This is a genomic window from Catenovulum sp. 2E275 (genome assembly GCF_025515275.1).
Lineage (GTDB): Bacteria > Pseudomonadota > Gammaproteobacteria > Enterobacterales > Alteromonadaceae > Catenovulum.
Window position 1 is genome coordinate 1 of record NZ_JAOPFU010000039.1, and the last position, 12805, is coordinate 12805.

Here is a 12805-nt window from a genome sequence, read left to right on the forward strand (position 1 = left end):
GGACAGGCCGTGGTGGTGATACAGCATCAACTACCTATAATGTGTAGATTGATATGATTTGTCACAGGTTTGGAGAAATCCAACCGGTTAGCAAATCTGTTAAGTCAAAGTGAAAATCGCAAAGCGGATGAGTGAAAACTTGTCCGCTTTTTTTACCGGTTTTTTCTTTGAGAATCGGCACACAGTTTCAAACGTTCTTGCTTTCTCTTCGCGTTGACCAGTGTAAAAATATAACTGTTTACTGCAATCATTTTTAAGGAAGTATGTGTGCGCAAATATTTGACGGGTTTAACTCTGTTACTCATCTCTGTTAAAGCTTTGGCTTTTTCTTATACGCTTGAAATCCCTCAGGCACAACTGCAAACTAAAGTTGATGAAATGATGCCACTTGAACGAGGCAATTTTTTAGTCACTTTAACGCTGAGTCGTCCAATTGTTGATTTATCGGCTGGTGATGATTTGATTGCAATAGATTGCCAGATCGATGCATTAGCTTTAGGTTCTTTAACCGGTACCGGTACGACTAGAATTATCGGCAATTTAACTTATGATCCTGAATCAGCAGCTTTTTTCTTCAAGAATCCAAAAGTTGAAAAGCTGACCATAAAAAACTTACCAGATGCTTATTTGCCTGATGTGAAAGATATTACCCAAATGGCAGTGGCCAATATTCTGGCTACTTATCCGGTATATAAACTGGATGAAACTAAGCAAGATGAAAAGCTGGCTATGTCCTTTTTACAATCAGTTCAAGTTAAAAACAAAAAACTGATTGTCACCTTAGGCTTAAATAATAAAGCGGCTGATAAGATTGTTTCGTCTAATAATTAATCGATATCTGCAAAATGATCAGAATATAATGCAAAAACCAGCCGCAATGAAGTGTTGCGACTGGTTAGTTGTTAAGTCTTAATGGTCGTGTTCATCTTCGCTTGCTGCAATACCCAACCAGCTAATCGCTTTCGGGGCAAAGTTAAGCTCAATCTCACCTGTTGTTTCACCTGACTCCAAATTGATTTGCAAAATATGCTGAGCAATTGGATCGGCTATATAAACGATATGATCATTTTGTGAAATGGTCATGCTAAATGACAAACCTTCTGGCATATTCGCAATGTCTTGCTCTGAAATATCAATCCGGCTATCGAATTCCCAGTGGCTGTGATCATCATGTGTGTGTTCACTGAGCAAAGTTAAATAACCTTGATTATCTAAAATCAAAAAGTGTTCGCCATCAGCCGTAAATGAGTAAGCTAAAGGTTGTGCGCTGGTTTGTGGTTGCCAATCAATTGTTTCCATTTCATTATCGTGTGGGTTAATGTGAACCAAAATGGCTGCGCCACCACCATGGACAGAGGCTACACCAATAAAGGATTCTAGTTCGTGATGCCCATAAATCGAACCCACTCTTAATCCATCTAATGCTGATATATTGGCGATTTTTGCTGAGTTGTATTCAGAGCCATTTTGTTGGGTGACTAAAATGCCATCACTACAGCCAAAGACCTGGTATTCTTCATTTTGTGCTGCGCCGTGTAAATCTGGGCAGCTTTGTTCAAAAATATGCTCATGCTCATATTCACCGTCGTGTAAATGGTATACACCAACTTGGTCTGGTAATACTTTATTTGCTGAGGTACTGAGAGAATCATCGCGGCGAATACTGGCAATTAAATAGTCTTCGCTTGGCTCTGCAACACCATGCATATTCACACTATAATTAAGCACAGGTAAAGACTGAGTTTGGTTGGCAATATCAGTATCAGTTACAACTTGTACTGAAGCGACTTCCCCTGTTTCTGCATTACCGTCATAAAAAACTGCTAATTTACCATCGTGTTTGACTAGATGAGTCGGGCGGCTGCCATTAAGTGTGTAACCAGACATAGTAGGCGCTTGTTGGTAAGCATGTAAATGATCACCGTGATCTTCTTGCCATAAACCACCATCAATAAACTCAATTTGATCCTGAGCGCGGGTTGAGATCAGCGCATAACGAAAGTCTGCCGATGAAGACAAACTACTGGAGCTATAGGTAAGAGCAAAATTGCCAAGCAAGCTGTTATCGTCCAAATCGTAAATAAGCGCTTCATTGCTGTCGCTTGCTAAAATAGCTAAGCGACCCGCACTTTCAATGCTATAGCCATCGTCATGATCGTGATCATCTTCTGGCACTTCAATCGGATCTTGTTCAACAATGGTTGTTTCTGCGTCACCGCAAGCCGATAGCATAAACGCGCTTACAGCTGCGGCTAATAAATTTAACTGAAAAGATTTCATTTGCGTATATTCCTTTTTGTTTAAATTTTTCGATTAAAAATAACCACGGATACCGGCGGTGAAATTACGTCCGGGGCGTGGCGCTAAATCTTTTAAAAATGAGGTGTGAACTCGGGCTTCGCTGTCGGTTAAGTTATTTATTTTTAAATACAAAGCGGTATTTAAATTAAATAAAGATAAGTCATAAGCGATATTGGCATCGACTAGGGTATAACCCGAGGTGACGGTTTCGTAATCTGAAATTTTATCTTGCTCTTGATATCGAGTGATATCCAATTGTGCATTTAATTGACTGGTTTGGTAGCTAAACTGAGTACCTAAACGTAACGGAGGAGTACGTGGTAAATCACCGCCATCTTTTAATTTGGCGCGAACATAGTCAGAAAATAAACTGGTTTTAAATTCATCTGTGATTTGCCATGCGAGTTGGGCTTCAAAACCATGCAAAACAACATCATCTGTTTGGAATAAATAAACCGGTAATTCAGAGGCATGTTCGTGATCATGATTATGTTCATCTGTTTCTTCTGCATGATCATGTGTCACTTCTGCATATAAGCCAGTTGCTGTTTGGTAATAATAGTTATCAACCTGATTGTAAAAAGCGTTAAAGACAAAACCTAAATCGCCTTGAGTCTTACGTAAGGTAAAATCAATATTCTTTGCAGTTTCTAGCTCAACTGGTTGTTGATTAAGTTCAAAGTGGGTCTCATCTCCGTGCTGATGAAAATTAAATAATGAGCCAATTTCGTACGAGGCTGTGCCAATATGTGGACCAAAAGACATTAACTCTGATGCTGAAGGGGCGCGCTGAGATCTGGATACTGAAAGCCCGATATTATAGCCAGGGGTAAAATCCCAAACGAATCCAGTTGATAAGCTTACAGGGGTAAATTTTTGCTCAACACGATACACACTAGTGTAACCAGAGTTGTCATGATCATGGTCGTGCTCTTCTTCTTCGGTTTCATCTGAATGAGCATGTACTGCCAACTCAGGCAATAAAACTTGATTTGCGGTTAATTCAACTTGATCTGCTCTTGCGCCTAATTGCACTAAAACATCACCAAAATGTTTTTCTTCCATTAAGGCGATGGCAAACGTTTGTGATTCAGATGGTGGCGTAAATGCTTCGCTGCCTTTGGCTGAAATATCACTATTTTTGTAATGGAAACTCAATCCACCTTTCCAGTCAAAAAACGGATTGTGGTGTAACTCTACCCGTAATTCTTGGGTTGAGTTTTCAAATACAGTCCCTACGCTGCTATTTTCTATTTCGGCATGTTCATACTCAGTGCTTGCGGCGCGAATATTAAGTTGATTAAAAATTGAGTTAGCTAATTTAAGTTCACTTAATAATTGGATTCGGGTTTGCTCTAAATCAGCATACACATTTTCGGCAGTTTCTTCTGCATCGCTCTCTACTTCACCATGGGTATGCCCCGGAATACCGTATTCTCGGTTAAATTGCTCAACTGCAATACCGAGATAACCATTATCTAATAAATAACTGCTGCCTAATGTAAAACCATTAGACTCTTCGCTACTGTTGGCAATTTTGCCTTCAGCTGTAGGCACTTTGTAATCATCGGCTTCACGCCAATGGGCATCAGCATAAAAAGCAACTGAGTCTGACCCTGTGGTTAAATTAAACGCGGCTAATTTTTTGTCATTAACCGAGCTGGCTTCAAGTAGCCATTCGCCTTGAGTTGTATTTTCAACTGGCACTCTAAAATCGACAACGTTAACCACACCACCTATTGCGCCACTGCCATAAAACAAAGTAGCTGGACCGCGTAATACTTCAATTTGTTGTGCGGTTGAAACCTCAGATGACACGGAGTGATCTGGCCCGACGCGTGAAACATCGCCCACATCTAAACCATTTTGTGCAATCATCACTCGTGGGCCGCTCAAGCCTCGAATAATGGGAGTGCTGGCAACATTTGCATGAAAATTAGTATGTACACCGGCGAGTTTTTCTAAACTGTCACCTAAAGTTGCAGCTTGTTGCTGCCTTAATGTTTCACCGGCAATCACATTAACCGGAGTGGCCGATTCCATGACTGACAAATGAACCGGTGAAGCCACTACATCTATGACTTCAATCGGCGAACGGTTGAGTTTAATAATATATTGATTTAAGCCCTGCTTTGGTATTTCTACATGCTGATGGCGGTGAGCAAAATTTTTGGCAAAAATATGTAGCTCATTTTCACCAATCGGCAAATTAGAGAGCTGAAATTGACCTTGTTCATTAGTTTTGGCTGAAAATGGGGTGCCTTCGACTTTAACTCTGGCATTGGCGATAGGGTTTCCTTGTTGATTTAATACTACTCCGCTTAGATTTTGCGCAGCAGATACAAATGGAAATAGCGCAGCAACTGCTATTGCTATCCGTTTCTTATGATACATTAACCTCTCCAATTAAATTGTTATGTTATAACGTTTATTTATGTTATATTGTAACCATTGCAAAGGCAAGCCATGTAAACTTTATTTATTTTTGAGTGATGGCTGTTTCGATTCATGTAAGGATTTATAAATGACTAAAGTCCAGTTTTTAAGTGATAAGTTGGCAATTTTTCTCTCATCTGTTTGTTTAATTCATTGTTTATTATTACCTTTTGTTTTAATTGTAGTGCCATCATTAGGTACTTTATTGAGTGTCGACCATGAAACCTTTCACCTTCTTTTACTGTATTTTGTTGTTCCGCTAGGGCTAGTAGCTCTAACCTTAGGCTATCAACACCATAAAAATGGCAAAGTATTAACTATTGGTTTGGCAGGGCTATTAATGCTGACTCTAATTGCTGTGTTTGGGCATGATTTTTTAGGAGAAACTCTTGAGCTTGCTTTAACTGTGATGACCACAATTTTGATTGCTTACGCCCATTATCAAAACTATAAATTGCGAAAATATCACGATTGTAAAATTAAACTTTCAGCGAATCATAACCAGATTAAACCCATTGATGAGTCGAGATAATAATGGAACCTGTGATACAAATACCGTCAAAACTTCGCTTGAGTAATGAATCTGAAAATGTGGACGTATTAACGAACATTTATCAAGAACATTGCAATTTATCGGTCTGGAAACGCAATTTACCAGCCAGTTTAGTCAAAAATATTAATACTTTATTAGATTCCGATAAGCATTTAAAACTAATCAGGCAAGTCACGCCCGACAGTTTATATGATGATATTTATCCGACTTTAGATGAATTTGAATGTGCACAAGAACTCATTACAGATATGACTCTGTTAGTTGATATGTTTTGTTGTTTATTTGATTTAAAACAAGCTGGTTTACGCATGGCTATTTTAAATCAGGCTATGTGCCCTAAATTTCATGTTGATAAAGTGCCTTGTCGTTTAATTACAACTTATGCTGGTAGTGGTACGCAATGGTTACCGAATGAGTTAGTTGATCGTTTAAGTTTAGATTTAAAGACTGCTGAAAGTCATCATATTGCGCAATTAAGTAGTGGAGATGTTGCTTTATTAAAAGGAGAAAGTTGGCCGAATAATCAAAATGCGGGTTTAGTGCATAGATCTCCAGAGCTAAAAGCAGGCGAAAAACGATTAATTTTAACTTTGGATATTGTACATTAATTTATTTTTGGGAGTGTTTTATGGTTATTCAGGTCACTGATTTATTTAAAAAAATAGCTATGGTTGGTTTAATACCTTATCTATGTTGCTTGAGTTATGTTGCTATTGCTCATGAGCATATACATACAAGTCATTCACCTCATGTGCATGGAGTAGCTGAACTTAATTTAATTGTTGAACACAATAAGCTGGAAATACAATTTAATTCACCAGCTATTAATTTACTCGGTTTTGAATACAGAGCGCATACAACTGCCGAAATAGCTGAGGTCGAACAGGCTAAAGATCACCTTATAAATGCGAATAAAATGTTTGTATTTGAAAATGCTGATTGTCAACAGACAGCAATCAAACTCGACTTTTCGGCTGTTGAGCCAGTGACCAAACGTGATCAACATCAAAACGAATCACAAGCGCCTTTACATAGTGAGGTGAGTGCTAGATACCAGTTTAAATGTAATTCAGGAACAGAACTAACCAGAGTAAATGTAAAATTATTTGAATACTTTCAATATATTAAACACATAAAAGCTTTTTGGATTGCAAAATCAGGACAAGGAGTCGCTGAACTCAATACTAGTTCAACTACGATTAATTTAAACTGACAGGAAATGCTATGGATAGCTCAAACTATTTTTTGAATCAGGCTGAATATCTCTGTAAAGCAAACAACGAACGTTTTACTTATAAACGTAGGCTAATTTTAAAAGCGCTGCTGGAATCTCAAAAAGCTTTGTCTGCTTATGAAATCATCGAGTATTGTAAAACTGAGTTTAATGTGCGATTTCCTCCGATGTCTGTATACCGAATTCTGGAATTTTTAGTTGAACAGAACCTGGTATTTAAGTTGGAAATTGCCAACCGGTATGTTGCTTGCCATGCAAGTAAGAGTGACCATGCTATACAACTAACCCAATATCTGTACTGTAGTGAATGTAAAGCCGTAAAAGTGATTTTAATTGATTCAGATATTATCAATAAACTGACAGTGAAGCTCACAGATGTTAATTTGAGTTTAACTCGAAAACAAATTGAGATGAGCTGTATTTGCAGTTTATGCCAAAATTAAATATAGATTCGGTTTTTATACTCGAATTGTTTAAACCACTGTATCTTCTATCGATTCATTGTATTTAATGAGAGTATTGAGGTGTTAACTCTAATTCATTTAACTACAAAGAGTTATCCAATATAAACTGGTATTTTGCCTTTGGATGAATTTAACTTTAATTAACCCTACCTGATTTATTCACTTCAACCATTAATTATTTGCGAAACAGGTTCGGTCATTAATAGCGCGAATATCAATCCGTACTAATTCTTGTTAAATAAATCCATTTAATATTTACATTATTTTATCAAAGTTAAAGTAATAAATACGTTTTTAGTGGTTAAAACTTATCTTGCAGAGATTATTCATAAGTAAATTTTATTAATGCAAATGATAATTAATATTATTTGCATTGTTGTTGTTTTGGCGTTAGATTAGCGCTCCATTTTATTGACACTGTCTTTGATAACACATTTAAAAATACTTGGAATACAACAATGGACTCAAAAACATTTAAACACTTTACTAAAACAACACTTGCTTCAACAGTTGCGCTTTGCATTCCTTTTATGGTGGCCGCAGAAGAAATCCAACAATTAGAAACCACTAAAGCGAATACCATTTCAGAAGATGGTTACAAAGTGGATCAAAGCAGTAATGTTAAATTCACTCAATCAATTGCGAATACCCCAAAAACGATTAATGTGATTTCTTCTCAAGTATTAGAAGATCAGGGCGTAACCAGCCTAAATGATGCACTTAGAAACGTAGCAGGTGTTTCTACGTTTGGTGGTGGTGAAGGTGGCGGTGGGGTTGTTTCTGCCAGCGATAAAGTTTCAATTCGTGGTTTTGACGCACGCTCTAACATTTATGTTGATGGTATTCGTGATATTGCCGGTTACAGCCGTGATTTATTTAACTACGAGCAAGTTGAAGTGGTTAAAGGTTCAAGCAGTAGTTTAGATGGTCGTTCAACAGGTGGCGGTAGCTTAAATTTAAGCACCAAACGTGCACGTTTAGATTCATTTAACTCTGTAACTGCACGTGCCGATTCATTTGGTACTGGCCGAGTTACTGCGGATATTAACCAAAAAGTTTCTGATACCACAGCAGCCCGTATTAACCTATTATATACCGACGGTGGCGATACTTTTGATAACGGTGAAGAAAACTATCAAACTTTAGGTTTGGCTGTTTCTGGTTTATATCAGGCAAGTGAAAAAACGGATGTGACTTTAGACTTATTTATGATGGAGCAGGATAATACACCTGTTTTAGGTTTACCGTTTTTAACTGAAAGCGCAGCTACCGCAACAGGCCAAGCAGAAGGTCCAATCAACTCAGATATGTGGGACGGTTACTACAGTGTAAAAGGGCGTGACTTTGAAGAAGTTAGCACTCAAATGTACACATTAACGGTTAACCACAGATTAAACGATACGGTTTCATTACGCAGCCAAACCCGTTTAGCATCTAACGAAAAACAATCTGTATTAGGCCGCCCGTGGTGGAACTCTGGTGACGAAGCGCATTTATTAAATGCAACTCGTTTACAAGCATTAGATGAAGAAACTGATTTATTTGTTACTCAGTTAGACAGCATCTGGAGCTTTGTTGGCGAAGGCATTAGCCACGATTTAGTGGTAGGTGTTGAGTACGCGAAAGAAGAAAAAACTAGCTATGGCGTAGATGCAAATTACGTTTATTCAGATGCCAACGGCAACGTACTGGATAACCCAACAATTGAACCGTTTAACTTAAATAATAATATTCAAGTTAGTGGTGGTCTTGAGCGTAATGGTAATAACAACACTGGTGAAGCCAGCACAGTTGCAATTTATGCTTTTGATACCATTAAGTTAGGCGAGCAATTCCAAATTGATTTAAATGCCAGATACGATAACTTTGAAATTGAAGGCGCAGGCTGTAGTGGCCGTGGTACTGTGGTATGTAGTTCAGGCTTAAATGCGGAAGAAAACTTTTTAAGTTATGGCGCTGCCTTTAGTTATTTATTGTCGGCAAATGCTAACGTATATGTAAGTTATAGCGATGCACAGCAGCCTCCGGGAACTGAACTTGCTTTATCGACTAACGCAGACCAAAACAACCTTGACCCTGAAAATGCAAAAACGATTGAGTTAGGGACAAAATGGGAATTATTTGAGCAACAGTTATTATTGTCTGCTGCCATTTTTAGCACCAAAAAAGAAGTAGTTGATTCAGAGCGTTTAACCGATTCAGAAGGTAACTCTGTCACTAACTATTATTTAACAGGTGAACAAGAGTCGAAAGGTTTTGAGTTAGGTGCAGTAGGTAAACTCTCTGAAAGTTTATCTATTTCAGCAAGTTATGTTAGTCTTGAAACCGAAATTACACAGGATTTAACAGCCGACTCAGTTGGTAATGGTTTACAAGGCGCACCAGATGATACCGCAAGCTTATGGTTATCTTACACAGGTATGAATGATAAACTAAGCTTAGGTGGCGGTTTAAATTACAACTCTGGTGAAACTTTCTGGCGTCAAAACCGCGCTTATTTCACGGTTGATTCATATACAACTGCGTTCTTTATGGCGTCTTATCAATTTACTGATGCATTAAAAGTTCAGCTTAATGTTGATAACTTAACCGACGAAGAATACGTAACAGATTACAGCGCTAAAGGTCATTTCCGTCCGGGTAATCCACGCAGCTTCTCTGTTTATGCTAAATATGATTTTTAATTAACGGTTAATTAATCGTTTTACTCATGGTTTAGCAATTAAAACCGGATCATCTGATCCGGTTTTTGTATTTTAAAAATTGAATTTTAAGGTTTGAGCATGCTGATAAAAGTTGAAAATTTTCTAAATAAAGCACAGGTTAGTGAGTGCAAACAAATTCTGGAAAGTGCAGACTGGATAGATGGCGCTATCACGGCTGGACATCATGCTAAATTGGCTAAACACAATTTACAGCTACCGGAAGACTCACAAACTGCAATTCAGTTAGGCGATTTTATTTTATCTGTATTGGCTCAAAATCAACAAATTTTGGCAGCCGGTTTACCAAATAAAATTTATCCGCCGATGTTTAATTGTTATCAGGGCGGCGGCGAATTTGACTATCATGTTGATAACAGTATTCGTCGGGTAGCAGGCGCAGCCGTTAAGATCAGAACCGATGTATCTATGACTTTGTTTTTATCTGAACCGGATGAATACGAAGGCGGAGAGTTAATAATTCAAGATACTTACGGCGAGCAGAAAATAAAGTTTGCTGCTGGCGATATGGTTTTATATCCCGGAACCAGCTTACATAAAGTGACACCTGTGACTAAAGGTCGCCGATTAGCTTCATTTTTTTGGCTACAAAGTTTAGTGCGCAGTGATGAACAGCGCAGAATATTGTACGATTTAGATCAAAGTGTGCAGGCGTTAACCGCCGAAAATCCAAAACACCCAGAGTTAGTTAGGCTAAGTGGGGTGTACCATAATTTATTGCGGCAATGGTCTGAAACTTAACTATTTTTGCCAAATTGCATCTTGTGAAATATCAGCCAATGTTGCACAACCGCATAACGCCATTGTGAGTTCCAGCTCATCCCTTAATAAACGAATAGCATGGGCAACCCCTAAAGCACCAGCCGTTGCCAAGGCATAAAAAATCGGACGGCCAATCATCACCGCACTTGCACCTAAAGCAATCGCCTTAAAAATATCACTGCCACGGCGAATGCCACTATCAACAATGAGCGGTAGTTTATAGTCAGTGATTGCTGCAATTTGTGGTAAAACCTCTATTGGTGAGGGTAAGGTATCTAACGTCCGGCCACCATGATTAGAAACCACAATACCACTGGCGCCAATTTGCTGTGCTTTTTGGGCATCTTTTGGGTTTATTATGCCTTTAATTAATACCGGTAAATCGGTATTTTTCATGAGCCATTCAATATCTTGCCAGCTAGGTGCTTTGCTCATAAACCCCTGAAAAACCTGACTTTCACCTTGTTTTATTGGGTTAGGTGTCAGCACTTGCTGACAATTTACCGCAGCTACGCCAGCGGGTAAGCTAAAACCACTGCGCTGTTCACGATTACGCAAGCCATTAATGGGCGAATCTACCGTCACCATAATTGCGCTAAACCCCGCTGCTTTTGCGCGTTGTATCAGTTCCAACGTTTGTTGTTTAGTGTTTTGAAAATAAAGCTGAAACCAGCGTGGCCCTTGCGTTTTTTGCACAATATCCTCAATTGTTGTACTGGCTAGTGTGCTTAATACAAATAAACCATCTTGTGCCTGCGCTGCCATTGCAGTGGCGATTTCAGCGTCTGGATGTGCCAGTTTTTGATACGCAACCGGTGCGGTAATAATCGGGTGAGCCAAAGTTTCATTTAATAATTGAGTTTGGGTATGGCCGTGGCTTACATCGGTTAATACAGTATTGAGCAATTTAATCTCTGAATAGGCCTTGGCATTATATTCAAGGGTGTATTCATCTGCCGATGCTCCTGCAATATAAGCCCAAGCTTCGGCGGATAAATTATTTTTTGCATAAGCTGCATAATCGTCAAGCGCAGCAATTTCACGCGGAATTTGATTTAAAAAGCCAGTATTCATCGGTTTATTTTATTTTTATCAGTGAGTTAACTTAAGGTTTATCTTATCTTATTTGAGGTGCAGGGGTAAGCCAAAACAAGCATCAAATACTGTTTTTAATCCAGTTTTAATTTGGCTAATGGCAAGCTTATTGCTGATGATTTATTTAAAATTCGTAACGCTAAGTTTTTTATTTAAAGCTGGCAATATTTAGCCGTTTAAATCAAATAAGCGGCAAATAATAACCAAGGATGTTGATATGTTATCGTCGGTTCAACTCAGTCAAAACTCTATTACTTTGTTACAACGCAGGGGGCTTGATCAAACACAAATTAATCAGTTTAGTCATATAGTCAACCAAGCAGCTCAACATGAGCAAGGGTATGCTGATTATTTAGCTCACTTAAACTCAAGTGAACTTAAATTAGTGCAGCAGGCCAATGCGTTGGCAAGTTCAATTAATCCAGCCAATTTATCACAAGAGGGCACAATTAATTTATTTAAACAACCAGATAAAAGTGACGTGGTTGATTTAAATAACGATGGATTGGTTGAGGTTGGGATCGGAAAAACGATTGTTTTTCCACCGGTTAACGCACCTGATTATGTAAAAGCGGCATGGCAACAAGCTACCCAAGGTTTATCTGAATCTGAAAGCGTTAGGTTAACACTACAAATGCATATTGCTATTTATGGCGTGCAAATGGATGGTATGCAAAAACAACATCATTTACCGGCAACTGAGCAATGGAATGAAGCGAATACCCAAGCTTTATTTGACGAACTTTATAGCAATTTAGACTTTAGAGTCAATCTCGAAGGCTGGAGCCAATATAATTTAATGCTGAAAGATTTTTATAGTGTGTTTGAAGAGCAGCTTGCAAAAGGCCGTGAACAAAGCTCAAACACAGCCAATTATAGCGATAAAAAGAGTAATAAATCACCTGATTCAACCTCTCAAACCCATGAAGTATTACAGCTATTGTTGGATGCCAAATTAGGTATTAATAGGGAAAAGCTGAAAGAGCTGGATGAAAAAATAGCCGCGATTAGTCAGGATGAAAATTTAACCGCGGAGCAAAAACAAAACTTAATTAACGCATTAGAAAAACAAAAAGAAGCTATTTTAGAACAAGCACAACAACGATTAATGGAGCAAGAAAATCAGCTATTTTAGATTGGTGCGTTAGATTCAATAACTTCAGTGTCTATGCCAAAAGGTCATTAAATATCAGCGCTGTTTATGCCCTGTATATGCGTGTTGATAGATTAAGTTAAG

Annotated in this window: 11 protein-coding genes; 8 read left to right on the plus strand and 3 right to left on the minus strand. The window is 38.3% G+C overall.

The annotated features are described in order from the left end of the window. Positions 1-267 precede the first annotated feature (267 nt). Positions 268-831: a DUF1439 domain-containing protein gene (locus tag N7931_RS15300; RefSeq protein ID WP_262795220.1), complete on the plus strand. Its 564-nt coding sequence runs from the start codon at positions 268-270 to the stop codon at positions 829-831. Positions 832-909: 78 nt separating this feature from the next. Here the strand turns inward: N7931_RS15300 and N7931_RS15305 are convergent, their stop codons facing one another. Next, positions 910-2280, minus strand: a complete 1371-nt coding sequence (locus N7931_RS15305; RefSeq protein WP_262795221.1) for a 5-methyltetrahydrofolate--homocysteine methyltransferase — start codon at positions 2278-2280, stop codon at positions 910-912. Between the two features lie 33 nt (positions 2281-2313). Continuing rightward, positions 2314-4695, minus strand: coding sequence for a TonB-dependent receptor (locus N7931_RS15310; protein WP_262795222.1), 2382 nt, complete (start codon positions 4693-4695; stop codon positions 2314-2316). Between the two features lie 130 nt (positions 4696-4825). Between N7931_RS15310 and N7931_RS15315 the strand changes: the two genes are divergently transcribed. The 6 genes from N7931_RS15315 (at position 4826) to N7931_RS15340 (ending at position 10452) form a co-directional block, all read left to right on the plus strand. Then, positions 4826-5269: a MerC domain-containing protein gene (locus tag N7931_RS15315; RefSeq protein WP_262795223.1), complete on the plus strand. Its 444-nt coding sequence runs from the start codon at positions 4826-4828 to the stop codon at positions 5267-5269. Positions 5270-5271: 2 nt separating this feature from the next. Continuing rightward, entirely contained in the window at positions 5272-5898 is a 627-nt protein-coding gene (locus N7931_RS15320) for a DUF1826 domain-containing protein (protein WP_262795224.1), read from the plus strand. A gap of 20 nt (positions 5899-5918) precedes the next feature. Next, a complete protein-coding gene (locus tag N7931_RS15325) occupies positions 5919-6503 on the plus strand; it encodes a DUF2796 domain-containing protein (protein WP_262795225.1) in 585 nt (194 codons plus the stop codon). An 11-nt stretch (positions 6504-6514) separates the two neighbouring features. Then, a complete protein-coding gene (locus tag N7931_RS15330) occupies positions 6515-6967 on the plus strand; it encodes a Fur family transcriptional regulator (RefSeq protein ID WP_262795226.1) in 453 nt (150 codons plus the stop codon). Positions 6968-7446: 479 nt separating this feature from the next. Further along, positions 7447-9672 carry a TonB-dependent receptor gene (locus N7931_RS15335; protein ID WP_262795227.1) on the plus strand — a complete coding sequence of 742 codons (2226 nt, stop codon included), beginning with the start codon at positions 7447-7449 and terminating at the stop codon, positions 9670-9672. Between the two features lie 99 nt (positions 9673-9771). Then, the gene (locus N7931_RS15340; RefSeq protein ID WP_262795228.1) at positions 9772-10452 is read left to right on the plus strand and encodes a Fe2+-dependent dioxygenase; all 681 of its coding nucleotides are present in this window, start codon (positions 9772-9774) and stop codon (positions 10450-10452) included. On the opposite strand, the gene N7931_RS15345 is transcribed toward N7931_RS15340, so the two are convergent. Continuing rightward, positions 10453-11547 (minus strand): alpha-hydroxy acid oxidase, encoded by a 1095-nt coding sequence (locus N7931_RS15345; protein WP_262795229.1) that lies wholly within the window; start codon positions 11545-11547, stop codon positions 10453-10455. 238 nt (positions 11548-11785) lie between these two features. On the opposite strand from N7931_RS15345, the gene N7931_RS15350 reads away from it, so the two are divergent. Continuing rightward, complete coding sequence (locus N7931_RS15350) at positions 11786-12703, plus strand: DUF1542 domain-containing protein (RefSeq protein WP_262795230.1); 918 nt, start codon at positions 11786-11788, stop codon at positions 12701-12703. Positions 12704-12805 lie beyond the last annotated feature (102 nt).

Bases quoted from the DNA above. Each gene is read 5' to 3' on its own strand.
- N7931_RS15305 (WP_262795221.1), bottom strand. From the start codon at position 2,280: ATGAAATCTTTTCAGTTAAATTTATTAGCCGCAGCTGTAAGCGCGTTT.
- N7931_RS15310 (WP_262795222.1), bottom strand. From the start codon at position 4,695: ATGTATCATAAGAAACGGATAGCAATAGCAGTTGCTGCGCTATTTCCA.
- N7931_RS15315 (WP_262795223.1), top strand. From the start codon at position 4,826: ATGACTAAAGTCCAGTTTTTAAGTGATAAGTTGGCAATTTTTCTCTCA.
- N7931_RS15320 (WP_262795224.1), top strand. From the start codon at position 5,272: ATGGAACCTGTGATACAAATACCGTCAAAACTTCGCTTGAGTAATGAA.
- N7931_RS15325 (WP_262795225.1), top strand. From the start codon at position 5,919: ATGGTTATTCAGGTCACTGATTTATTTAAAAAAATAGCTATGGTTGGT.
- N7931_RS15330 (WP_262795226.1), top strand. From the start codon at position 6,515: ATGGATAGCTCAAACTATTTTTTGAATCAGGCTGAATATCTCTGTAAA.
- N7931_RS15335 (WP_262795227.1), top strand. From the start codon at position 7,447: ATGGACTCAAAAACATTTAAACACTTTACTAAAACAACACTTGCTTCA.
- N7931_RS15340 (WP_262795228.1), top strand. From the start codon at position 9,772: ATGCTGATAAAAGTTGAAAATTTTCTAAATAAAGCACAGGTTAGTGAG.
- N7931_RS15345 (WP_262795229.1), bottom strand. From the start codon at position 11,547: ATGAATACTGGCTTTTTAAATCAAATTCCGCGTGAAATTGCTGCGCTT.
- N7931_RS15350 (WP_262795230.1), top strand. From the start codon at position 11,786: ATGTTATCGTCGGTTCAACTCAGTCAAAACTCTATTACTTTGTTACAA.